The organism is Halolactibacillus miurensis, assembly GCF_900116255.1.
GTDB classification, from domain to species: Bacteria; Bacillota; Bacilli; order Bacillales; family Amphibacillaceae; genus Halolactibacillus; species Halolactibacillus miurensis.
The window spans coordinates 176,643-202,319 of record NZ_FPAI01000003.1; the positions used below are offsets into that span (position 1 = coordinate 176,643).

Annotated in this window: 21 protein-coding genes; 3 read left to right on the forward strand and 18 right to left on the reverse strand. The window is 40.3% G+C overall.

Features of this window, described 5'->3' with window-relative positions; translation table 11 throughout:
• Nucleotides 1-37 precede the first annotated feature (37 nt).
• Nucleotides 38-868, reverse strand: a complete 831-nt coding sequence (locus BM390_RS03560) for an aldo/keto reductase (protein WP_369813765.1) — start codon at nt 866-868, stop codon at nt 38-40.
• A 215-nt stretch (nt 869-1,083) separates the two neighbouring features.
• On the opposite strand from BM390_RS03560, the gene zupT reads away from it, so the two are divergent.
• The gene (gene zupT, locus BM390_RS03565) at nt 1,084-1,896 is read left to right on the forward strand and encodes a zinc transporter ZupT (RefSeq protein ID WP_089852936.1); all 813 of its coding nucleotides are present in this window, start codon (nt 1,084-1,086) and stop codon (nt 1,894-1,896) included.
• A 54-nt stretch (nt 1,897-1,950) separates the two neighbouring features.
• Here zupT and helD read toward each other — a convergent pair whose 3' ends face one another.
• Entirely contained in the window at nt 1,951-4,290 is a 2,340-nt protein-coding gene (gene helD, locus BM390_RS03570) for an RNA polymerase recycling motor HelD (protein WP_062320557.1), read from the reverse strand.
• A 303-nt stretch (nt 4,291-4,593) separates the two neighbouring features.
• On the opposite strand from helD, the gene BM390_RS03575 reads away from it, so the two are divergent.
• A complete protein-coding gene (locus BM390_RS03575) occupies nt 4,594-5,775 on the forward strand; it encodes an MFS transporter (RefSeq protein WP_062320555.1) in 1,182 nt (393 codons plus the stop codon).
• Nucleotides 5,776-5,876: 101 nt separating this feature from the next.
• Here BM390_RS03575 and BM390_RS03580 read toward each other — a convergent pair whose 3' ends face one another.
• Entirely contained in the window at nt 5,877-6,254 is a 378-nt protein-coding gene (locus BM390_RS03580; RefSeq protein ID WP_062320553.1) for a RidA family protein, read from the reverse strand.
• A 112-nt stretch (nt 6,255-6,366) separates the two neighbouring features.
• Here BM390_RS03580 and BM390_RS03585 point away from each other — a divergent pair, with 112 nt between their 5' ends.
• Nucleotides 6,367-6,768: a secondary thiamine-phosphate synthase enzyme YjbQ gene (locus BM390_RS03585; RefSeq protein WP_062320551.1), complete on the forward strand. Its 402-nt coding sequence runs from the start codon at nt 6,367-6,369 to the stop codon at nt 6,766-6,768.
• A gap of 41 nt (nt 6,769-6,809) precedes the next feature.
• Here BM390_RS03585 and BM390_RS03590 read toward each other — a convergent pair whose 3' ends face one another.
• From BM390_RS03590 to argC, 15 genes are all read right to left on the reverse strand, one after another.
• Nucleotides 6,810-7,445, reverse strand: coding sequence for a YesL family protein (locus BM390_RS03590; RefSeq protein ID WP_177220620.1), 636 nt, complete (start codon nt 7,443-7,445; stop codon nt 6,810-6,812).
• Between the two features lie 136 nt (nt 7,446-7,581).
• The gene (locus BM390_RS03595; RefSeq protein WP_062320545.1) at nt 7,582-8,424 is read right to left on the reverse strand and encodes a carbohydrate ABC transporter permease; all 843 of its coding nucleotides are present in this window, start codon (nt 8,422-8,424) and stop codon (nt 7,582-7,584) included.
• Nucleotides 8,425-8,469: 45 nt separating this feature from the next.
• Entirely contained in the window at nt 8,470-9,387 is a 918-nt protein-coding gene (locus tag BM390_RS03600) for a carbohydrate ABC transporter permease (RefSeq protein WP_089852938.1), read from the reverse strand.
• Between the two features lie 181 nt (nt 9,388-9,568).
• Entirely contained in the window at nt 9,569-10,924 is a 1,356-nt protein-coding gene (locus BM390_RS03605) for an ABC transporter substrate-binding protein (RefSeq protein WP_089852939.1), read from the reverse strand.
• A gap of 394 nt (nt 10,925-11,318) precedes the next feature.
• A complete protein-coding gene (locus tag BM390_RS03610; RefSeq protein ID WP_062320543.1) occupies nt 11,319-12,803 on the reverse strand; it encodes an alpha-N-arabinofuranosidase in 1,485 nt (494 codons plus the stop codon).
• A gap of 109 nt (nt 12,804-12,912) precedes the next feature.
• Complete coding sequence (arfA, locus tag BM390_RS03615; protein ID WP_062320541.1) at nt 12,913-14,418, reverse strand: arabinosylfuranosidase ArfA; 1,506 nt, start codon at nt 14,416-14,418, stop codon at nt 12,913-12,915.
• A gap of 167 nt (nt 14,419-14,585) precedes the next feature.
• Nucleotides 14,586-15,893, reverse strand: coding sequence for an arabinan endo-1,5-alpha-L-arabinosidase (locus BM390_RS03620; protein WP_246806733.1), 1,308 nt, complete (start codon nt 15,891-15,893; stop codon nt 14,586-14,588).
• Between the two features lie 130 nt (nt 15,894-16,023).
• Nucleotides 16,024-17,142: a GntR family transcriptional regulator gene (locus BM390_RS03625; protein ID WP_089852940.1), complete on the reverse strand. Its 1,119-nt coding sequence runs from the start codon at nt 17,140-17,142 to the stop codon at nt 16,024-16,026.
• A gap of 237 nt (nt 17,143-17,379) precedes the next feature.
• Nucleotides 17,380-18,864 carry an L-arabinose isomerase gene (gene araA, locus BM390_RS03630; RefSeq protein WP_089852941.1) on the reverse strand — a complete coding sequence of 495 codons (1,485 nt, stop codon included), beginning with the start codon at nt 18,862-18,864 and terminating at the stop codon, nt 17,380-17,382.
• A 48-nt stretch (nt 18,865-18,912) separates the two neighbouring features.
• Nucleotides 18,913-19,602 carry an L-ribulose-5-phosphate 4-epimerase gene (araD, locus tag BM390_RS03635; protein ID WP_062320535.1) on the reverse strand — a complete coding sequence of 230 codons (690 nt, stop codon included), beginning with the start codon at nt 19,600-19,602 and terminating at the stop codon, nt 18,913-18,915.
• A 360-nt stretch (nt 19,603-19,962) separates the two neighbouring features.
• Nucleotides 19,963-20,958, reverse strand: coding sequence for an acrylyl-CoA reductase family protein (locus BM390_RS03640; RefSeq protein ID WP_089852942.1), 996 nt, complete (start codon nt 20,956-20,958; stop codon nt 19,963-19,965).
• 226 nt (nt 20,959-21,184) lie between these two features.
• On the reverse strand, nt 21,185-22,360 hold the full coding sequence (locus tag BM390_RS03645; RefSeq protein ID WP_062320533.1) for an aspartate aminotransferase family protein: 1,176 nt from the start codon (nt 22,358-22,360) through the stop codon (nt 21,185-21,187).
• Entirely contained in the window at nt 22,353-23,141 is a 789-nt protein-coding gene (argB, locus tag BM390_RS03650; protein WP_089852943.1) for an acetylglutamate kinase, read from the reverse strand. The genes BM390_RS03645 and argB overlap by 8 nt, the downstream gene beginning before the upstream one ends.
• 13 nt (nt 23,142-23,154) lie before the next feature.
• Nucleotides 23,155-24,378 (reverse strand): bifunctional glutamate N-acetyltransferase/amino-acid acetyltransferase ArgJ, encoded by a 1,224-nt coding sequence (gene argJ, locus BM390_RS03655; protein ID WP_089852952.1) that lies wholly within the window; start codon nt 24,376-24,378, stop codon nt 23,155-23,157.
• Nucleotides 24,379-24,402: 24 nt separating this feature from the next.
• On the reverse strand, nt 24,403-25,440 hold the full coding sequence (gene argC, locus BM390_RS03660) for an N-acetyl-gamma-glutamyl-phosphate reductase (RefSeq protein WP_062320529.1): 1,038 nt from the start codon (nt 25,438-25,440) through the stop codon (nt 24,403-24,405).
• Nucleotides 25,441-25,677: the final 237 nt, after the last annotated feature.

Consider the following 25,677-nt stretch of genomic DNA (forward strand, 5'->3'; position numbering starts at 1 on the left):
CGAAATCACCCGGTATTAAAAGTCTATGTGTTAGACTTTACGCATTTAATTCTTCTGGGTTCGGTCCTGTCCGGTCACCATTATGCAACGCATCGATCTGTGCCATCTCTCGTTCTGATAAGGTAAAGTCAAAAATATCTGCATTTTCCTCAATCCGACTTTTGTTTACGGACTTGGGGATGGTTAAGATACCGTGTTGATAATCCCAGCGTAAAATCACTTGGGCAACTGACTTTTTATGCGCTTTGGCGATTTCGGTTAACGAATCAACCTCAAACAGATCGCCACGTTTAAGCGGAGACCATGCTTGGACTTTGATGCCTTCTGCTTGACAGTAATCACGTAAGGTCTGTTGATTTAAATGTGGGTGACATTCGACTTGATTAACCATCGGTAAAACCTTCGCGGTTGTTTTTAAATCTTCTAAATGATTGATATTGAAGTTACTCACGCCAATCGCCCGTACTTTCTTGTCTTCATACAGTTTCTCAAGCGCACGCCACGTGTCTTTAAATTTATCTTGTTTTGGCATCGGCCAGTGAATGAGATATAAATCAAGATAATCAAAGCCAAGTTTGTCTAATGTCGTATCAAAAGCTTTTAATGTCTCCTCGTATCCCTGGTCAGTGTTCCACACTTTTGACGTGACAAAAATATCCTCGCGATCAATACCTGACTGTCTCACGGCCGCACCAACGGCTTGTTCATTATCGTATAAACTCGCGGTATCAATTAAGCGATACCCCGACTTAATCGCATACGTGATAGCTTCCATGCCTTGTTGTTCATCAGGAATTTTATACACACCTAAGCCAAACACTGGCATCTTTATACCATTATGTAATTCAGTTGTTTCTTGTAGTGTCATCATATGTCCTCCTTTATTGTTAGTTTCAGTATAGCGCTTACTTTCTTTAGATTCTAATATTTTAACTTATGAGTCATTTTTTGTTCATTAACGCTTGCATCTTTAAAAATAAGCGTTTATAATTTGGATAAGATTAATTTTGCCCTAACGCAACTTTTTAGAGTGAGAGACACTTTATGTGAAATAATTATGAGTTTGAAAGCGAGGACAAGCCATTGGACAACCTATTATTAGCATTTGGTTTAACATTATTCGCTGGTCTTGCGACCGGTATTGGAAGTATTTTAGCGTTTTTCACATCAACAACGAACACTAAATTTTTATCTTATTCACTCGGTTTTTCAGCCGGGGTCATGATTTACGTTTCCATGATTGAAATTTTCCCGAAAGCCCAAGAATCATTGACTATTGAATTCGGCGAAAAACTCGGGGCATGGTATACCGTTTTAGGGTTCTTTGGTGGGATGTTGTTAATTACACTGATTGATAAATTCATTCCGAAGCAAGGTAACCCCCACGAAATCCGCCGCGTAGAAGATATGGATGAAAAAGAAGCAGAGAAAGCTAAACAACAAGGCCATTTAATGAAAATGGGAACCTTCACTGCCTTGGCCATTGCGATTCACAACTTCCCAGAAGGCATCGCGACTTTTACCGCCACCTTGCAGGACCCGGGCCTCGGTATTCCGATTGCGATTGCGATCGCCATCCACAATATCCCCGAAGGAATTGCCATTTCTGTGCCGATTTATTTTGCGACTGGGAGTAAGAAGAAAGCATTTAAACTGTCATTTCTCTCAGGTCTTGCTGAACCAGCTGGTGCTATTATCGCCTACTTCCTTCTCATGCCTTTTCTATCTGACGGGTTATTTGGAATTATTTTTGCGGCCGTGGCAGGGATTATGGTGTTTATCTCACTTGATGAGTTACTGCCCGCTGCGAAAAAGTATGATGAGACCCATAAATCGATTTATGGTCTTGTCGCTGGTATGATTGTGATGGCTCTTAGTTTATTATTGCTTATGTAAAAAGCGCCCCAGAAGTCATCATGACTTTTGGGACGCTTTTTTCGTATAAACGGTTTAGGCATCGCCTTTTTTCGGCGCATGAATTTCCATAATTTTATGGTGTTGGTAGGTTGACGGGTCAACATCGTTTAACCAAGGGGCTACCGTTTGGTGACTCACAAGTGTTAAGGCATGCATCGCACGCGTCGAAGCTGTATAGAGTAAATACTGGTCGAGCTCGGTAGAGTAATGATGCTTTGAAGCGTCATAAACAATCACCGCATCAAACTCAATCCCTTTGGCTAAATAGACAGGTAACACTTTAATGCCTGGTTCAAATTCATGTGTTTCTACCGTCACCAGATTCGCCCCTAAGCTGTGAAGGTCCAGCCATTCAGTCACTTTCTTTGCTTCTTGTTTTGTTTTAGTGATGACCGCGAGTTGTTCATAGCCTTTCACACGAAACGCCCGTAACTCATCCTGAATTTTATACATCATCATCTGTTCGGTTTCCACTTCAAAAATGTTTGGTTTATCACCTTGTCTGACGAATGGTTCAATCGTGTAATCATCTTGTTTGGCTAGTCCTTTTGAGAAGTTCACAAGCTGCTCAGTCGCACGATAACTCTTATTTAATGTTAATACATCCGCATCCGTTAAGCTCTTTAACACATGATCATCGTTTAATCCATGTAAGTATAACGTTTGATGCACATCACCTAATAAGGTCATTTGGCTATTAGGATAAATCCGCTTCAAATATGCCAGTTGGAACAATGAATAATCTTGCGCCTCATCTAAAATCACATGTTGGATTGAGCCACGTTCATCAAAACCCAGACAGACTTTTTCAAAATAAAGAAACGGCGTCGCATCTTCATACGTTAGGAAATTATCACTTAACTGTTGTTGGGTTTCTTGTCTGACTTGATTAAATAACGCATCTGTCTCATCAACGTGATCAAACAGTCGCATATACGTCCGTTTCGTATCAACAAACTGAAGCCGTTTGATTTTATTTCGCAGTGGTTTAAATAATTTATTGATCAATCGCAATTTTAAAATTTGTTGTTCCCGTTCCGCATGATTAAACCAATCCATCGTATCTTGTTCACGCTCAATTTGTTCATAGGCTGCCTGATAATCATCAATATCTAATAACTCTAATTCATCCTCTAACCAATCGGCATCCATTAATTGCTTTTGTTCTTCTTTTAATGACGATAAAATAAAATCACGCAATTGGTGTAACCTCACTTGAACCGACTCGTTTTGGTCCATCTTGTAAAAATAACGGGTTAATTCTTGTTTAGACACAATCACATGGTCACGAAAGCGAATATTACGAAACGCAAGACCGCGATGTTTTAACTCCTCTAAATAGCGATCGACTTTTTCCTTAAAAGCGAGTGATGCTTTATACTGCATGTTTACTTGTCTCATCTCTGTCACTTTTCCTGTCAGTAAGGTTTCTAATTGATCAAAAGGTGTTTCAATCACAAAGCGGCGACCAAGCTCTTGTTCTAGGTAATGATAAAAAGTGACTTGTTCGACTTGGTCTTCCCCGAGTTCAGGTAACACACGTGAGACATACGTATGGAATAACGGATTCGGTGAAAAGAGCAACATTTGTTCCGCCGTTAATTCCCCGCGGAACCGGTAGAGTAAGTAAGCAATCCGCTGCAAAGCTGCTGAGGTCTTCCCGCTTCCAGCGACACCTTGGACGATTAAGTCTTTCTTTTTTTCATGGCGAATAATTTTATTTTGTTCTTGTTGGATAGTGGCGACAATATTTTTCATCGTTGTATCTGCCGTTTCTCCGAGCACTTGTTGTAAGAGTCCGTCCCCAATCGTGAGACCGGTATCAAACATGCCTTCAAGTTCCCCGCGCTTCACCACATATTGACGCTTTAATGTCATGTCGCCCGTAATCGTTTCATCGATTGCTTGATACTGACTCGCACCAGGTGGATAGTCATAGTACATCGAGGCAATCGGGGCACGCCAGTCATAAACATAGAAGTCTTCTTCATTATTCTTTAAAAGTGACGATGTCCCAATATAAATCGGTTCTGCCTCACTTTCCCCGCTCTCCTTAAAATCAATCCGACCGAAATAGGGCTGATCATAAAGCCGGCTTAATTGTTTAAAAGTATGATCTTGTTGGTCATGGTGACGTTCACGCTCTGATAAGAATTCTGCCTGTTGTTTCAAACTCGCTTGTGTCTCAATCGCATCATCCATTTCCGTTAAATTGACGGTGACATCTTCAAAAAATTCTTTCCGTAAATCTAACACATCAGTCCGAATACGTTTGACACGCTTCATTAATTTATTCAGACGGTTTTTAATGACGGTTTTCACCTCATGAAACCGTTCCTGTTCTTCTTCAAATGATTGATTGTGTTCTGTCATTGTGGTTCTCCCCTTTGATGTATCTGTTGCTACGTATATGTACCCTTCATTGTAGAAGATTATGCGCGAAAACACTAGTACGTAACCTCAAATCATTGATAAATACCGTTAAAATCTGTTCGATAGACGACAAACCTAAAAAGTAAGCGATCACAGTCATTTTTCTGGGCAAATCCCTTCCAAAAGGATAGAAATTCCGGTATGCTAATTAATTAGAGCAACGAAATAATTTTACCGAAAGCATTCAGAAAGAAGGGAATTATCATCAATCAAGAACAACAGGTAACAAAAAACGTCAGCATCATGTGGTTTGCGAACTTTTTTATTGCCGGAAGCATTACGATGGTCCAACCATTTCTATCCTTATATATTGACACGTTAGGTAACTTTTCTGACGAATACGTCCAAACGTGGTCAGGTATTATTTTTAGTATCACATTTGTGAGCGCCTTTTTATTCTCACCTCTTTGGGGGAAGATTGGCGACCGGATTGGGCGTAAGCCGATTCTAGTCGTCTTCGCTTTTGGTCTCGGCTTATCGCTATTATTAATGGGCTTTGTGACGTCGATTATCCAACTGTTTTTCTTGCGCTTATTTATGGGGGTCTTTACCGGATTTATCTCGTTATCTCAAGCCTTAATCTCGACCCAAACATCTAAGCGCGTCGCCGGTAAAGTGCTCGGCACACTTCAGACTGGAAGTATTACCGGCACATTAATGGGACCACTTCTAGGCGGGATCTTAGCCGATTTATTTGGTTATCAGTCGACGTTTAAATGGCTGAGTTTAGTGTTATTTATCTCGAGTTTACTCGTCCTCTTTGGGATTAAAGAATTTAAAGTACAAGAAGATTCAGCGATTGATCAGACGCGTTATTCGTCACGTCAAGTACTCCTTCACATTTTACGCCAGCCCGTCTTACTGTTGATTATGTTGATGTCGATGATTGTTCAAATTGCGAACTTCAGCATTCAACCTATTTTGCCGTTATTTATCGGTGAAATACACGGGAGTGTGAATCTTGCCTTTTTCTCAGGTCTTGCTTTTTCTGCTTCTGGACTCGGTAATTTACTGTTTTCACGACGCATTGGACGTTTAGGCGATCATTACGGTTATGTTAAGTTGTTAACGATGATGTTGATCCTCGCCGCCGTTGTCTATTTCCCTGGCGGTTTTGTGACGTCTTTATGGCAACTGATTATTTTACGTTTCTTAATGGGGATCTTTATTGGTGGGGTTATTCCACTACGGATTGCCTATATTAGACAAGCGGCACCGATTGAAATGCAGGGGGAAGTGTTAGGTTATAATACGAGCTTACGCTTTTTTGGAAACATGATTGGTCCGATGCTTGGGGCTGCGATTAGCGCAAGCTTAGGTTATTCCGCTGTCTTTTTATCGACCGCGAGTTTACTGATGATTAGCGCACTCATTATGATTTATGCGATGAAACGTCATCCAGAGTATGCGGTCAATAGCTTATAGCGCAATAAAAGCAAATAGCTAAAGATTATCAGACAAATAAGCCTGTCAGCTGACAGGCTTATTTAATATCTTCACGATGTTTATTCATGACATTATCGTCATTATTTCTTTACAATCGCATCCACTTCAACTTTAACGCCTTTAGGTAACTTTGACACTTCAACGGTTGCGCGTGCTGGGTACGGGGCATTTAAAAATAGGCGATAGGTGTCATTAAGTGCTTGAAAGTCATTTAAATCGGTTACATAAATCGTGAACTTTACGACATGATCGAGCGTTACTTTCGCTTGTTCACAAATAGCCTGTAAGTTTTTCATGACTTGTTTTGTTTGTTCCACAATACCTCCCTCAACGACTTCCATCGTCTCTGGGTCTAATGGGATTTGACCTGAAATAAAGATTAAATCACCGATATCTATTGCTTGTGAATAAGGGCCAATCGCTTGTGGTGCGTTATCTGTTTGAATTTCTTTTTTCAATCGACTCATCCTCTCGTCAGTATTCCTTAAATTTTAACATAATTCAGTTAATTTGGTATACTATCTGTAACATATATTTTAAAATCATTTACTAAACGAGAGGAGGATAACTATGTTTCAAACATTCTCACTTCCAACGCATCATCATAGCGAAATGATTGAGATAACCGATACGATTGAGCAATACTTAAAAGACGCAAGTGTTCGCGACGGGATTGTGATTGTGTCTAGTGCGCATACAACAGCTGGTATCACGGTCAATGAAAATGCTGATCCTGATGTGAAATCCGACTTTTTAAGGCGCCTTGATGAGGTGTATCCTTGGGAACACTCACTTGACCGACATATGGAAGGCAATACCGCCGCTCACTTAAAGACAAGTACCGTCGGCCATAGTCAGACGATTGTCATTGATAACGGTAGACTTATCCTTGGGACGTGGCAAGGGATTTACTTTTGTGAATTTGACGGACCAAGACAGCGTACGTATCATGTGAAAGTGATACAAGGTTAAAAAAATCCCCATCTCAAGTTAATGTTGAGATGGGGATTTTTTTAGGATGATGGAGACGTCTTTTTTAACAACGGCTCTGCTTTTTCAATACGAACGATACTTAACCAATTGATGCCAATGGCCATCATGACTACGAGTAATAAAGCAATCATCACGGTAAATTCAACAGTTAAAATCCCGACAATCACTAACCATACGACCATTAAAACCGTCGTAAGTGGCTTTGTGACCGTCATTACAAACGTTAGGATCATATAATTTTTCACCGATAACTCAAACCGAGAAAAGAGTGGAAAAAATTGCAGTAACATCCCAATATACACGAGTGTAAGCGCTGATACACCGACAAGTAAAGCTGTAGCTGCAGGGTGATTTATTCTAATTAAAAAATTGAAATCAAGATATAGAAACAATCCGACAACACCAAAAATTAATCCAATACAATTGGCGGAGACAAACGCTTGTTTAAACTCATAGGCATAAGCTTTAAACACATGTGCGATCTCTTCATTACGAATCATTTGGCGAATCAACTGATTCATCGCTGCAGTGGCTGGCATGATGCCAAAAACAATCCCACCCAACAGCGTAAATAACACCCACAACGTATTGATGTAGATTAATTTCACTAGTTTATCTAGTACAGACATCATTGTTTCTGCCCAGTTGGATGCCATATCGCTTCCTCTCCTTCCTCTAAGATGTTGCATATTTCTCACTACTTGTCACTGATTATTTACGATGAAACACACGAGGTCGATCGTTCATACATCTTGAACACAACGATCGTTGTTATCTTCACGTCTACGCGTATCAACCTTTTACACCTGAAATAGCAATAGATTCAATAATTTGTTTCTGGAACACAAGGAAAATAACGAGCATCGGTAATAAGGCAATAATCGATGCAGCCATAATTAATGGATAATCTGTTTGAATTGCATAGGTCGCATTAAAGTTTGCAATAACTAATTGAATCGTTAGTTTGTCTGGTGAATTCAAATAGATAATCGGCGCTAAATAGTCATTCCAAACAGCCATAAACCAAAGAATGAACTGAGCAGCAATCGCCGGCTTAATAAGTGGGACAATGATTCGGATGAAAATTCCAAAAAACGATGTGCCATCTATTTTTGCCGCTTCAATTACCGCATTAGGGACATTAATTAAGTATTGTCTTAAGAAGAAAACCATCACAATGTTCCCAAATATAGGCGGGATGATCAACGGTAGTAATGTATCAACCCAACCAATGCTCGCAAACATTGAGAATTGAGGAATCATTAAACTTGGATACGGGATCATCATCGCCGATAATAGTAACAAGAAAATCATATTTTTATTTTTGAGTCGTAGTTTCGCAAAGGCAAAGGCCGCTAAACTTGATGTAAATGACCCAACGATTGTTACAGATAAAGAAATAATCAAACTGTTTTTAATCCCTGAAAGTAACGGACCTGCTTCCCAAATCTCTTTATACTTAGAGAAATCAAAGACTTCTGGAATCCATACGGGCGGTAAAGCAAACACATCTGACTTTTCTTTTACTGATGTCGATAACATCCATAGGAGGGGCGCAATCATCACAACGGCCCCGATACAAAGGATCGTAAATATAAGTATATTAAATAGTTTATTCTTTTTTGCTTCTGTCACTTTTCTCACCTCAACTTATCTTTATCACTTTTCCGCTCAATATGCTTAGTCAATTTCAAATGACGATCGATCATTTAATTTAAATTGGATCAAGGTAACAATGAAAATAATCGCCCCTAACACAACAGACATGGCAGATGCATAACCCATCTGTAAATTATCAAAGGCTTTACGCCAAATATAAAACACAACAGTGGCTGAACTAAATTCCGGTCCACCAGTTGGTGTCATGATGTTAATTTCAGTAAACATTTGCGCACCATTAATAATGTTTGTAATGACAAGAAAGAACGTTACTGGTTTAACCATTGGCCACGTGATGTGGATGAACTTTTTAAACTTATTTGCTCCATCTAAATCGGCTGATTCATAATACATCTTCGGTACACTTTGCAGTGCCGCCAGATAAAGCAACATCGAATAACCGAGTCCTTTCCAAACGGTCATAATAATCAACGCAGGTTTGACTGTATCTTTATTTTGTAGCCAGTTTGGTCCGTCAATACCAATTAAGTCTAAGAATTGATTGACCAAGCCATAATCACCGTTATAAGCCCATTGCCATAAGACAGAAATCGCTGCAAGCGATGAAACCACAGGAATATAGTAAATAACACGGAAAGCTGTTGTGCCAGGGATTTTACGATTCAATCCCATCGCCAGTAATAGCGAAAGTAATAAGCCAATTGGAATCCCTAACATCATAAAGAACGTATTAAATAATGATTTCATAAAATAATCATCTGTTAATAGTTTTGTATAATTACTCAACCCAACAAAATTCATCGTCCCTAAACCATTCCAATTGGTAAACGATGCATAGATTGAGAAGAAAAATGGATACAATACAAATATCAAGTAACCGACAAGGGGTGATAAAATAAAGAGCATAGCTGCTCGTGATTCTTTTTTATATAATTTTGATTTTCTTGGTTTATCTGTTGCGGCTAATTTCGTTGCCATAGTTTCTCACCTCAAATTCATTAAAGTACTGATGCCTCCCATGATAATAAGCAAAGCTTTCTTATTTACCAAAAAGATTTGCTTAGGATCAGGAAAGTTATCACATCAATTACTGATTATAAGGATTAATGGGGGAAGAGACCATACTATCTTCTCTTTCCCCATTAAACATTTTAACTGGTTATTTAGATTGGTTCTCTAATTCAATCGCATTATCTAAATACTCTTGCATTTTTGGTTGAACTTCTTTTACATACTCCGCTGCTGTTTTATCACCATCTAAAACTGGTTGAACATTTGTAAAGAAGTAATCATACCACTCAGCATTATACGTGTTATTGGCCGGTAATGCGCGGCCATAATCTTCAACGATTTGAAGATACTCTTCTTTATTGGCTGGCATACTTGAATCATCCGCTGCCCAATCAGCTGCCATATCTTTTAAGTTAGGAATTTGAATACGCGCATCTACAAGCGCTTGTTGGCCTTCTTCAGATGCCGTTAAGTAATACACTAACTCTGTGGCTAAGTCTGGGTGAGAGGTTGACTGAGCAACCGCAATACCTAAAGTACCAACCCATGTGGCTGACTCGCCTGTTTGACCTGCCGGGTAAGGAATAACATCATATTCAAAATCTAATTCCGTATCAAATGTCGCTAAGTCCCAAGGAGCTACTGGGAAGAACGCTAATTGACCTTGCATCCAACGTTGGTACGTATCTAACGTTTGTGCATCTTCAATTGATGGCGTAATTTCATATTTCAACTGGTGATCAGCAAACCATTGTAAAGCTTCCGCAAATTCTGGTGTGTCTACTGTTACTTTTGTTTGTGTATCATCAATAAATCTTCCACCGTTACTCCATACGAAAGATTGCAGTACCCAGTTAATATTAAAGCCAGTACCGTATTGATCAATCTCACCATCACCATCAGTATCTTTTGTTAACACTTGGTTCACTTCAATAAATTCATCCCAAGTCATTGGTTCATCTTTATCTGGTAATTCTAATCCTGCTTCTTCAAACATTGTCTTGTTGTAACCTAATGAGAACGGTCCAACATCTTTTGGCATCGCATAAATGGACCCTTGCCCTTGTGTTTCACCATCAAATCGGTAACTATCCACACCATATTGCCAAATATTATCTAAATTAATTTTATCATTACTTTCTACATACTCTGTTAAGTCAAGTAAAATATTACTATGAGCGTAAGATCTTAACTCACCCGGCGCAATATAAAAAACATCCGGTACTTGATTACCTGTAATCGCTGCTTTCAATTTCGTCGCATATTGATCAGCTGCCGTTACAATCATTTCAACTTCTACACCTGGATTTTGTTCTTCAAAAGCATCAATGGCTTTTTGATAAGCTTTTTCCTCTTCTGTTCCACCACGGAACATAAATGTTAGCTTCTTCGTTCCATCGCCAGAATCATCACTACCTTCTGAACTACTTCCCCCCGCACAGGCGCTTAATAATAAAGCTGCACTAACGAGTAACATCATTAACACACGTAAAGAATTTTTCATTTTCTATACCTCCAGTTTTTCGTTAATCTCTGTTATTAACAAATTATAAGCGCTTTCATTTGACTAAAATAATAACTGCTTTTCGTCAATATCCTGAACTAATTTGTCAATAACTCTTTAAAACAACTATATTATAGTTGTTCGTACATGTCAATAGACTATCATGATTCTTTTCTATTTATCATGCGAATATCTTATGGAAACGCCGTTAAATATAGCTTGATGTCAGAAATAAAGCCATTTATAACATATTATCGTCAAAGTCGTTCGTATAACTAAAACGTTTATAACTTATCCAAAACGCTTGCTAAGACGTTTGTTTGATTAACCTTTTTATTAACCACTCGTTTTTTCTTTCAAATAAAAACAAGCCTATCGCTAGGCTTGTTTTTTATTATGACGCTTGAATAGTTAATAAGACAACAGACATAGGTGGTAATGATACATTTATTCCACCATCTATCTCTTTAAAGTCAGTAAAGGCTGTTGGCGTGACTTTTTCTGGTTCATCAAAAGTATTATGATGATGCATGTCAGTGGAAGTAATGACTTCACCTATAACATTTTTATAATCCAGACCACGCACGTGTAAATCGAGTGTAGCTTCGTCTGTTCGCGAAGCATTTGTTAGTGTGATATTAACTGTACCGTCTTCTTGTTTAGAAGCCGATCCGTTCACTTGTGGATAGTTGATGCCATCTGCTTCTAAAGAGGTGGTATCAATATCCAAGCTTACGCGTTCACTGTCTTGGTGAACGGTGTACATTTTAAAGACATGGTACGTCGGTGTTAATAACATTTGATCACCTTCAGTTAATACCATGGATTGAATGACGTTAACCATTTGAGCGATATTTGCCATCTTAATCCGATCATTGTGATTATTAAAGATATTTAAAGAAATACCTGCAATGAGCGCATCTCTTACCGTGTTCTGTTGATACAAGAAGCCAGGATTGGTGCCTGGTTCAACATCATACCAAGCGCCCCACTCATCGACAATCATCGCGATGCGTTTTTCAGGATCATATTTATCCATAATGGTCGCATGCTTATCGATTAGTGTTTCGATATGGTAAGCTTTCTGCATGGAAATATCCCACTCCGCTTCGTCGAAGCGGACCGCGTCACCCTTATTCCAAAAACCACCTGGGTGCACATAGTAGTGGAAGCTTAAGCCATCCATAAACGGTGCCGCTTCGCGCATCAATACTTCTGTCCAATTAAAATCAGCCACATTTGCGCCACCCGCAATTTTATAAATCTTATTCTCGCCATAATTTCTCACATACGTTTGGAACTGACGATACAAATCAGCATAAAACTCAGGGCGCATGTTACCACCACAACCCCAGTTTTCATTACCAACACCAAAATATTTCACACGCCATGGCAAGGCTTGGCCATTTTCCTTACGCCAGTTCGCCATAGGTGACTCGCCATCAAATGTCATATATTCAACCCACTCAGACATTTCTTGAACGGTACCTGAACCAACATTGCCGTTGATATATGGTTCAGCTCCTAACATCTCACAAAGAGCCATGAATTCATGTGTGCCAAAGTGATTGTTCTCAACTAACCCACCCCAGTGCGTATTGACCATACGTTTTCTTTTTTCTCTTGGACCCACACCATCTTTCCAGTGGTATTCATCCGCAAAACAACCACCCGGCCAGCGTAACACTGGAATTTTTAACTCTTTTAGTGCATGTAGAACATCATTTCTAATCCCTTTTGTATTTTCAATGGCACTATCTTCTCCGACCCATAGCCCTTCATAAATACAACGACCTAAGTGTTCGGCAAACTGTCCATAAATATTTTTATCAATGATGCCTTTTGTGACATCCGCATTAATGACTGCACGATGTGTCATACTCTCACCTCATCTAATATATTTACTATCCTCGTTTAAGTACGTCTTGATTTAGTTTTGGTACTTATTGATTAATTGTTTATTACTACTATGGCATGTTTATTTAATGTTATTTTCTCAAACGAATCACATTCCATGACGTTTTCTTCAGTTGCGCTGATAACTGACCTAATTCAAACGTTGTCGCATTGTTAAGCGATGGTTTAACTGCTTCATGGGCCATCGTATTAACAGCTTTCACATCATCATGGTAAAGTTCAATATGTTCGACAAGCTTGTACCCTTCAAAGCTACGTAAGTCAATGTCTAATGGCATCGCATCCGTCAGGTGCTTATTTACAATAAAGATAGTCAATGCTTCTTCTTCCTCGTTATGAACAGCCGCCGCATCTAAATACGGCACATCAGTAAAGTCTTTTGAATCATACTTTGGCACGTTAAGAATCGGTTTAAGCGAGACACCGCGACCGAAGACCGATGTATGCATATAAGGATAAAAAATCGTCTGTTTAAAGCTACCGCCACCGTTTTCTGTCATAATTGGTGCAATCACGTTGACGAGTTGTGCCATCGCCGCCATCTTCACCCGATCCGCATGTTGAAGGAACGTAATTAACATACTACCAACGAGTAAGGCGTCTTCAAAATTATAGTGATCTTCTAATTGGGGCGGGGCAATTGACCATGGTTCAATTTGTTGGTCTTGTTCATTAGAATGATACCAAACGTTCCACTCATCAAAACTTAAGTTGATTGTCTTTTTACTGCGATGCTTTGCTTTAATATAATCACACGTAGCCGTCACTGTTTTAATGAAGTGGTCCATATCTAAGTTTTTCGCTAAGTAGTTAGCCGTATCATTTGAGCGGTTACCGTAATATTGATGAAGCGAAATATAATCGACTGTGTCATAACTTAAATCAAGCGTCGTTGCTTCATATTCAGGGAAGGTGGGCATATTCGTATTCGAACTTCCACAGGCAACGAGCTCAATATCTGGATCAACGAGTTTCATCGCTTTTCCTGTTTCATTCGCCAAACGACCATATTCATAGGCTGTTTTATGTCCGACTTGCCACGGCCCATCCATTTCATTCCCTAAACACCACGTTTTAATATTGTGAGGTTGTTCATAACCATGCTTTCTGCGCAAGTCACTATAATACGTCCCACTTGGGTGATTGGTGTATTCAATTAAGTTTCTTGCCGCATCAATCCCTCTTGTCCCGAGATTAACTGCCATCATCACATCAGCATTGACTTTCTTTGCCCAATCGACGAATTCATTTGTGCCTACTTCATTTGTTTCAATCGTTCGCCAAGCAAGCTCTAATCTGCGGGGACGGTCTTCTTTTGGTCCAACCCCATCTTCCCAGTTATAAGCGGACACCATATTCCCACCAGGATATCGGACAATCGGTACGTTTAATTCTTTTACTAAATCAATCACATCTTGCCTAAACCCTTGTTCATCACTATTGGGATGATCTGGTTCATAAATGCCGCCATACACGGCACGTCCTAAATGTTCAATAAACGAACCATAAATCCGTTTATCCACTTCTGCAATCTTAAAATGTTGATCAAGTGTCATTGTTGCTTTCATTTTCACCATCTTCACCTCTCCTATTCAGTTCAACTCTTGTGTACAAATGTTTAATTAATTCTTTTTAAAACACATTTGTACGTATAGGTATATTTAGTATAAAGTTTTTAGTAACCGTTTTCAATAGATAAACTTTATCTTTTGTGTCAGTTACTAAAGAATCCCGTTCATGTTTTTTACTTACCAGTTATTTTCTTTCCCATCGTCACAACACCTTTATGATTATACCCGGCAAATACAATCGTCTCACACCAACGCTCCCAGTCCCAACCTGCGCTCACTTTACCATCTAGCACCTCATCACTTAAATGGACTTTGACACTGTTTTTGGTCGGTTTCACAATAAAACGCGGCCGGTCTTTTGGTTCGGTGAGTGCGACTTGATAAGCAAGGTCTTGATCATGGTTAGTCGGATCAATCCGAACGAATTCCCACTGACCTTGTAGGTCATGGTCTTTGATCTCACGATTATCTTCACCCGCGAATCGTTCGGGCGATACGAGTGGCCATCCTTCATCGGACCATAAAATCTTTCTGATATGGACGTAGTGGACATGTTTATTCACCGGTTCTCTCACGTGGTGACAGACAAAATAATCGTCACTATCTTTTAGCACAGAATTATGCCCTGGCGCGAGCCAACCTTCCCCGTCACTAAACTTATAGCTACCGAGTACTTTCATGCCAATCTCGTCTTGATTGCCTTCAATGTCTGTGAGCTCTTTTCCATTGTAGTCTGTATAAGGCCCGGTAATTGATTTGGAACGTCCAATACGAATATTGTAATCTGCAAATAATGAGTCATAAGAGACAAATAAATAGTAGTAATCAAACACGTCATTATAAATAATGTAGGGCCCTTCTAACGCACGGTCGACGGATGTATGACGTTTAGCGATCAGTGTGCCCGGTCCAGGCGTTTTAAATTTTCCTGTCTTCGGCTCTATTTCATTGACATAAAGCCCTCCGAAAAATGATCCAAACACCATATAAACTTGCCCTTCTGGGGTAAAGGTAATATTCGGATCAATCGCATTGGGACCCTCTGTCCCTCTCACTGATTTATAAACAAGTCCCAAATCTTCATACGGCCCCGTCACAGAATCACTTACCGCGACACCGATAAACGATTGTGTTTTACCAAATTGGCTAGCCGCGTAATACAAATAGAACTTTCCATTCATTTTAACAACCTCTGGAGCCCAAAGACCGTTTGCCTCAGTCCAATTATACGCCTCACGTGGTACACCATCACTAAAGGCACGGCCGACAAAGGTCCAATGTATTAAGTCCGGTGATTGTCTAATCTGAATCCCCGCTTTAACATGATCTTTTCCTCCTGTATCGGTTGAAAAGACATAATACATCTCACCTTCTTTAATAATCGCCGGGTCATGTGCACCGTAACTGCCCCACTTTGTTTCATCTTTCATCACATCAGGATCAAACGGTGTATCTTTTGGTAAGTAGTCTTTCTTTATCAACTACATCAGCCCCTCTACTATTGTAAATATTTATGCCAAGTATTTTTTGAAACGCTTTCATTTCGCGTGTAAAAATAGCCGCAACACGAGTTACGGCTATATGAAGCTATAGAAATACTCAAAACAAAGATTAATGTTTCGGTTTGGTCGTTGATGAACGTTCCACGAGTACAGGTTCAAATACGACCGATTCTACCGGTTCTTCTTTCTTTTTCTGCGTGCCACTTTGGTCCTTGACTAAATCTAGGATCATCTTAGCCGCTACTTCCCCTAACTCACTTTGCGGGTGTTTCACTGTCGTTAATTTTACTTCCGACACTTCCGCAAGGAAGGAATCGTCAAAACCGATGATCGATAAATCGTCAGGCACCGATAACCCTTTCTCACGTACAACATCGAGTAACGCAATCGCAAGCTCATCATTATAACAGACTAAACCTGTCGGACGTTCCTTTTCTGGTAAAGCTAATAACTTTTCAAGTTCTGTTTGCGGATGATGGTATTTACCTTCCGTACTGTAAAGAATGATATTGTTTGGATTGATACTCAGACCATTTTTACGGTGAGCTTTTAAATACCCCTTCATCCGTTTCGAACCTTGTCCATCATCATTTTTAAAGAACCCAACGATATTCGTATGACCAAGTTCAATTAAGTGTTCGGTTTGAAGCAAACCACCCTGTTCATCATTTAACGTAATACTTAACGGCTCAAGTTCATCATAAAAAGAGTTAATCATAATATAAGGAATATTTTGACGCTCCAAGTTTAAATAATAATTAATGTTCGGATTACTGATCGCACTTTTTGTCGGTTCGACAATGACGCCATCAAAATGTTGCGTTAAGATTTTTTCTAAGAACCGACGCTCATTATCATGGTCGTTATTCGTACTAAATAAACTCACATGATAACCTTGTTGGCTAAGATAAGACTCAGCTCCGCGAATAATCGATGGGAAAATATAATCTGAAATGTACGTCGTTATAATCGCAATGTTCTTTTGGTTTTTTACTAATTTAGACTCATCCTCTTTGGAGCGATCCGCACAAAATGTTCCTGCACCTTGTTCACGGTATAACCACCCTTGATTAACTAACTCACCAATCGCTAAGCGCACTGTGTGACGGCTGACACCGAATTGTTTCATTAATTCACTTTCTGAACTAATTTTCTGATGAGGTTGAAATGTGCCATCTAAAATCTTTGATTTAATTGCTTGTTTGACAATACTGTATTTTGTCTGCATAAGTTACACCTCTTACATTCTTTTGACTTATTAATCTCTTTCTAGTTTAACACAAACTCATCTGGAATTAGTCAGAAATGCGACAAAATGATGGAGTTTTTAATAAGATGTTAACAACTTCCAGTAGTTTTGTTGTTTGAGGAAACATACGGATATGCTTCCTCTCTAACAAAACAACATAAAAGGGGGTAAGAGATCCGCGGGGGACGTGATCTCTTTTATATGATAACCAGCATATTAGCGGAAAATAGCTTCATTCCATTTCAATTCATTTCTGAATTGACGTAAGTTCAAATCTTTACCGATAACAACCACTTCAATATCTGTCATTTCCGCAAAATCAACCAACTGTTCGGTTGTTACGGTAAATGATAGCGCGGTATGGTGAGCCCCACCGGCATAAATCCATGCGGCTGTTGCCTCACTTAAATTCGGTTCAGGCTTCCATAATACTTTGGCAACCGGTAAGTGTGGTGTCTCAATTTTCGGTTGTTCTGCTTTAATCTCACTGATGACTAAACGATAACGGCCACCTAATTCGATTAATGAGGCATTGATCGCATCGCCTCCTTGACCATCAAATACGAGTCGAGCTGGGTCTTCTTTGCCACCAATACCAAGTGGATTCACCACAATTTTTGGTTTTGTCGCGCTGACTGTCGGGCAAATTTCTAACATATGTGAGCCAAGAATCATTTCATTACCCGGTTCTAAGTGATACGTATAATCTTCCATGAACGTTGTCGCTTTATTATCAGACATAATTTTCATTAAACGAACTAACGCAGCCGTACGCCAGTCACCTTCACCCGCAAAACCATAGCCTTCAGCCATGAGACGCTGACAAGCAAGTCCTGGTAATTGCTTCATCCCGTGTAAGTCTTCGAAGTTTGTTGTAAAGGCATTATAATTACCTTTACTAAGGAACGATTTTAACGCCAGTTCCACTTTCGCTTGATAGCGAATCGACTCATACACATCGCCTTTTTCTTTCACTGCTTCAGGTAAGTCATACATGGTTTCATATTCTTTATACAGAGCGTTAAGCGCCTCATCTGAGACTTGATTGATTTCTTCAACTAAATCACCGATGCCGTAGTAATCAACCGTCCAACCGAATTTAATTTGCGCTTCGATTTTATCGCCATCTGTTACGGCAACGTTACGCATGTTGTCACCAAAGCGTGCGACTCGGATATTTGTGCCTTCTTTTACGCCAATCGCAACGTTCATCCACGCGGCGATTTGTTTTAAAATGTCTTCATTTTTCCAATGACCCACAATCACTTTACGACCTAGACCTAAACGTGTACCGATAAAGCCATACTCGCGATCTCCGTGAGCCGCTTGATTTGTGTTCATAAAGTCCATATCAATGGAACCCCAAGGGATATCACGGTTATATTGCGTATGGAAATGTAGCAGCGGTGTTTGAAGTGCTTTTAACCCAGCGATCCAAGATTTTGCTGGCGAGAACGTGTGCATCCAAGTAATAACCCCGGCACATTCTTTACTGTTATTTGCATCGAGTGCTAACTGATGAATACTATCAGCTGTTGTCACTACCTCTTTAAATTCTACCTTAAATGGTAAAATACCTGACGCATTCAATCCATCGACGACAACTTTTGAATTATCAGCCACCTCAATTAATGTTTCCTCGCCGTATAACGGCTGACTACCTGTCACAAACCAAAAAGTGTACGGTTTTGTTTTTAACATGGTTCATTCCTCCAATAAGTGTTTAATGATATGTTGCTTTTTCGTTAATTAATTCTGCCCGTAATAGGCATTTTTTCCGTGTTTGCGTAAATAATGTTTATCTAGTAACGTCTGTTGCATATCTTTTGTATCCGGATTAATTTGATACGTTCTAAGAGCCATTTTGGCGACTTCTTCTAACACGACAGCGTTATGTACCGCTTCTTCTGGGTCTTTCCCCCAGTTAAATGGCGCATGTGAGTGCACGAGTACACTCGGTACCATAAGTGGATCACAATACTTAAATGTCTCTACAATGACGTGACCTGTTTCTTTTTCATACTCACCTTTAATTTCTTCTTCAGTCATCCGACGCGTACAGGGAATCTCACCATAGAAGTAATCACCGTGTGTTGTGCCAAGTGCCGGGACGGCGCAACCTGCCTGAGCCCAACTTGTTGCCCAAGGGGAATGCGTATGGACGACACCACCGATGCCTTCAAAGTTTTTATAGAGCACTAAGTGTGTCGGCGTATCTGATGAAGGTTTTTTATCTCCTTCAACGACATTGCCATCTAAGTCTACGACAACTAAGTCATCGACGGTCATCTCGCTATAAGGCACACCACTTGGCTTAATCACCACAAGACCCGAATCTTTATCGTAACCGCTTACATTGCCCCATGTAAACGTCACTAAACCATGTTTAGGCAAGTCAAGGTTTGCTTTTAACACTTGTTCTTTTAATGCCTCTAACATCTTTCCATCAACACCTTCCTAAGTTTAAATCCTTGTACGGATGTTTAATACCACACTCTTATAGTAATATAATTCGTACGTACAATCAAGAAAGAATCCTTAAATATTTTAAAAAACTTTAAAAAACCCACTAAAACCTTTAATTAACAAGGTTTTAGTGGGTTTTGCTTTTTTGTTTTTATTGATTATTAATCTGATTTTCAACCTTTTTCAGACAAGTGATTAAAGAAAAATATCAACATATTAACCAATAAGTATAGATGTGAATTACTTTATTTATCGGTTAAACGAATGGAATAAGCTGTTTTCACTTAAATTACCGTACAGGCACACAAACAGACCCTTTAAAAATGACTCCACTTACACCAATGCCACAACATAGCGACCTTTTGCCCCACCGGAAAGAATGCGCGGGAGTTTATCACTTAATTCTTCTAAAATAATGACGTCGTGACCAATTTGGTTAAATTGGTCATCGGTTAATTTATAATCAGTAGCTAGACGGTGCCACATCGCTTTTCGTGTAGCGATTGGACAATAGACGGAATCAATGCCAGCCAAGTGAATACCGCGTAATATAAACGGATAAACCGTGGCTGGTACTTTGACACCTGCGGTTAAACCACTAAGACTAACCGTACCGTTATACGTAACTTTAGTGAGCACGCGCGATAAGACCTCACCACCGGCAACTTCAACCGCCCCAGCATACTGTTCACGGTCTAGTACGCGTGGTTTTTCATTCATAAACGTTTCTCGGTCAACGATTGACTCTGCCCCAAGTGACATTAACCAATCATGCATCTCACTTTTTCCTGTCATCGCCGCAACGCGGTAACCTAAATTTTTCAATATGGCCGTTGAAATCGAGCCAACCCCACCTGTTGCGCCGGTCACAAGTACCGGAAGTGCTTGATCCATTTGATGTTGTTCTAATTGATCAACAGAGAGCGCCGCCGTTAAGCCTGCCGTCCCTAAAATCATCGCTTGTTTTAATGTTAGGCCATCTGGCAAGGGTACGACCCACTCGGCTTTGACGCGTTGGTACTCACTGAATCCACCATCATGACTCACACCTAGTTCATAACTTGTCACAATGACCTTATCCCCCTCTGTAAAGCGGTCATCAATCGATTCAACGACCTCACCCGCTAAATCAATACCAGGTGTAAACGGGTATTGTTTCACGATAGGTGACTTCGTCATATTCGCCATCGCATCTTTATAGTTAATCCCTGAGTAATGTACTTTAACTAAGACTTCTCCTTCTGGTAAATCTGTTTCTGTTAGAGTTTGCACTGAACCGATGATTTCATCATTGATTTGTTCTAGACGGTAAGCTTTAAATGTTTTCATTGTTTCTCCTCTTTTCATCATTTATCTTTACTTATAGTGACTCTCATTGTGCTCAGTTTCACTTTATCACTTGCGACCTTCATATATTACGTTATCCTTTAGCTAGCGACAATACTTCAACAACTTTTATTACAGGCATAAAAACAACTCATATAGGAGATTCCCCATATAAGTTGATATTAACCGTTATTTTTATCTAATAATAACACCGACAAAATTGCTTCCTTCACACGAAGAGATCATGAATCACGCGGAGCGCTTTATGCATTTCTTCTTCTGTCGTCGTTAATGGTGGCAGAATTCTTAACACATTTGGCCCAGCCATCACAAAGAGTGTCTGCATCTCTTCCCTTGCTTTATTCACATAATCAATTGCCGGTTCAGTTAGTTCTAAACCAATTAAAAACCCACTCGCACGAACGATCTTAATCGTTGAATTTGCCTCTTTTATTTGGTTTAGTCCCGTAATGAAGTCATTGGCCTTTTGTTTAACCTCTGATAAAAAACCTGGTGCTAATACGGCTTGTAAGGTGGCAAGACCCGCCGTTGTCACAATCGGATTCCCACCAAAGGTCGATCCGTGTGTGCCTTTTGAGAAAGCTTTCGCGACGTCGTGTTTAGCGAGCACGGCACCAATAGGAAAGCCAGAGGCTAAACCTTTAGCGGACGTTAAAATATCTGGTTCAAATCCGTATTGTTCATATAAGTAAAGCGTACCGGTCCGGCCGACGCCAGTCTGAATCTCGTCAACAATGACTAATACACCCGCTTGTTGGCATGTTGTCACTAATTGCTCGACCCATTCTTTTTCCGCAGGAATGACCCCACCCTCACCTTGAGTCAGCTCCAACATGACCGCCGCTGTCTCGTCGTGGATTAAATCATCAAGAGCGTCGACATCGTTATAAGGCAAATATCGAAACCCTGGCATATGCGGGGTAAACCCGTCTTGAATTTTTTCTTGACCGGTCGCCTTTAAAGTTGCGAGTGTTCGGCCGTGGAACGATTGTTTAAACGTCACAATCTCAAAACGGTGGTTCTTTTTTATTTTTTGATGATAACGCCTTGCGAGCTTAATCGCGCCTTCATTTGCTTCAGCTCCGCTGTTACCAAAAAACACTTGATCAAACACGGTATTTTCCGTTAGTAGCTTGGCTAATTGTTCTTGTGGTTGAATATGATAAAGGTTAGACACGTGCCACAAACTGTTTAATTGTTGTTCAACCGCTTGTTGAACACTCGGCGGCCTATGACCGAGATTACACGTCGCAATTCCTGCGGTATAATCTAAATACTTTATCCCTGCTTCGTCATAGACATATGACCCCTCGCCGTACGTTAACGTAATCGGAAAGCGGCCGTATGTTTCCATAACTGGGTCAATCATTGTTAGGTTAGACATAAGACACCTCGCTTAATGTAATTCGTGTTCCCACAGCTTCTCCAGCAATAAATTGATGGATAGCCTTTTCCTCTAAGCCACTAACAATCGCTACTTCTGGCACACCTTTTTCTAAGGCAGCGAGCGCCGATTGGACTTTCGGTATCATCCCGCCATAAATTGTCCCCTCTTCAATTAATGCCTCAATCTCTTTTGGACTTAAGTGATGTAAGACGTGATCAGCTTTTTTCACACCTGGAATATCACTAATAAAAAGAAGCGGTGCTGATAAACTCTCAGCAATGGCAGCGGCAACCATATCAGCATTCACATTATATCGCTGGGCATCATCTCCAAGCGCTAAGGGCGAAATCACCGGAATATATCCGTTGGTCGTTAACGTTGTTAAAAAGTCATGATTCACAGCTGTCACTTCACCAACATAACCGATGTGAGAAGCTTTCTTTACCGGGGTTGCTTTAAGTAAGCCACCGTCCACACCGCTAACCCCCATCACTTTGGTGTTGAACTGCGAAAGTTTACGCACGATTTGTTTATTGACAGCCCCACTTAAGACCATTTCAACAACATCTAGTACTTCGTTCGTTGTTACTCTTAAGCCATCGATAAAGGTTGATGTGACATTTAATTGTTTTAATTTTGACGAGATCATTGGCCCACCGCCGTGCACGATTACTGGCGCGATAACATGCGATTCTTTTAGCGAACCAAGCATCTTAAAGAATGATTCCGGTAACTCATCGACAATACTGCCACCACATTTAAACACAATCGTCTGCATCAAAAATCCCCCTTTACGTCCGGTAAGACGCATTGATTCTGACATACTCATAACTTAAATCACAACCCCAACCGTAGGCTTCGCCTGGTCCATCACCGACATTCACATCAATGGAAACGTCCGTTTGTTGTAAATATTGTTTGGCCTCTTCTTCACTAAACGACACAGGTACACCGTGATTGACAACGGTGATCTCCCCTAACTTCACACTCACCTGATTCGGATCAATTGGTTCGCCGCTATAACCAACGGCGGTAATAATCCGGCCCCAATTCGCATCGGCGCCGTGGATGGCTGTTTTTACTAAGTTAGATGAAATGACAGCTTTGCCAATCTTTTGCGCACTTTCATCATGAGCGGTTCCACTCACATGAACTTCAATTAATTTTGTTGCCCCTTCACCGTCTCGTGCAATTTCTTTCGCTAGTGTTTGACAGACGAAGGTGAGAGCTTGTTCAAATAACGGATAATCTTTATGAGCCGTATTTAGCGGGGTATGGTCTTGCTTGCCGTTCGCAAGTACGAGAACCATATCATTGGTTGACGTATCCCCATCAACGGTAATCATATTAAATGATTGATTTGTAATGGCCTTTAATGATTGATCAAGGGCAGCTTTTTCAATAGTGGCATCTGTCGTAATAAAGCTCAGCATCGTGGCCATATTTGGATTAATCATGCCAGAACCCTTCGCCGCTCCAGCAATCGTAACGGTTTTACCTTCAATGTCAATCTGAACACAGGCACGTTTTTCTTTTGTATCTGTCGTAAGAATAGCTGTTTCAAACATATCACTCGTTTGCGCGGCTCTATCCATCTGGGCAATACCGGCCGTAATTTTGTCCATCGGTAATAACTCACCAATGACACCAGTCGAGGCTACTGCCACATGATGCTTTTTTACGCCAAACTTCTTACTCATTAAGTCCCGCATTATCAGGGCATCTTTGTCTCCTTGCTCACCCGTACAAGCATTTGCCACTCCTGAATTAACAATCAGTGCTTGAATCTTGCCGTCTACCTTAATACTGTCTTGTGTCACCTTAAGTGGTGCCGCTTGAAAACTATTTAACGTATAAACCCCCGCCGCGACAGCTGGCACGTCTGAATATAGCCAAGCTAAATCGAGTTTCCTTTTTCTAATACCGGCATGTAACCCACCGGCTTCAAACCCCTTTGGTGTAGCGATGTCGCCGTTTTCTAATATCGTCATCTCTTTTTTTAATGTCGTCATCATCATGCTCATCCCCTCTCAGTCGAATTATGGATACAGTGGACTAAGGTTCAGTCCTTCTGTTTCATCTAAACCGTATAAAAGATTCATATTTTGAATCGCTTGTCCTGAAGCACCCTTCACTAAATTATCGATCACCGATACAATAATTAGGCGCTGTGTCCTTTCATCAACCGTTATGTGTAGATCACAATAATTAGAGCCATACACCTGTTTTGTTTCCGGTAAACTGTGACCCGGTTTCACCCGGACAAAGGCGCGATCTCGATAGAACGATTGATAAAGTTCCCTTATAGCCTCTTCACTTATTGCTTCTGTTAAATTCACATACATCGTTACCAAAATCCCGCGCGTCATCGGCACAATATGAGGCGTAAAATTAATAAAGATTGATTTTTCAGTTTTTTCAGATAAAAAACGTTCGATTTCTGGCGTATGCTTATGAGACCCGACTGCATAAGCACGTGTATTTTCATTCATCTCAGCATAGTGTACGCCTTGGGAAAGCGAGCGACCCGCGCCTGACACCCCTGTCTTCCCGTCTACAATAATAGAGTTACGATCAATAAACGCTTGATCAATGACCGGGAGTAACCCGAGTAGTGTGGCGGTTGGATAGCAGCCTGGATTAGCGATTAACTGCGCGTCTTTAATTTTATCTCGATACACATCAGCTAAACCGTAGACGGCTTGATTCAAATACGCTTTGCTCGCGGTCGTTTTGTTGTACCACGCTTCATAGACCGCTGGGTCAGCTAAACGAAAGTCACCAGATAAATCAATGATTTTAACCTCTGTCTCTAATAAGGCGGGCACCCATTTATGACTAACGGCCGGTGGTGTCGCAAAAAATAAGACATCGACATGTCGCGCGACATGTTCAACCGTTAATTCTTCCATTGCGACGTCAATGATTGTATCAAGGTGCGGATAGACGTCACTAATGTTTGTTCCTTGTTTTGATTGCGAATAAAGATACATCTTCTCCACTGCTTGGTGGTTGGTTAAAAAGCGCATCAATTCAATCGCACCGTAACCTGTCCCTCCAACAATACCTACGTTCATTTATGTTTCCCCCTCTATCTTTCCGTTCCTCTTTGTGATTAATTATTATACTGTATTATGTATGTTTATACAACCTTTTTCATGATATTACTGTATAAAAGTTATTTTAATGAATATTTATTCGAATTTCACGTATAAATCAGGTTCTTTGTCAAATGGTGTTGGCGAGAAGTTTTAACCAATAATTTCAAGCTTATATTTCACATGTTTCGGCTCTTTTTATGCAGCTGAAACATG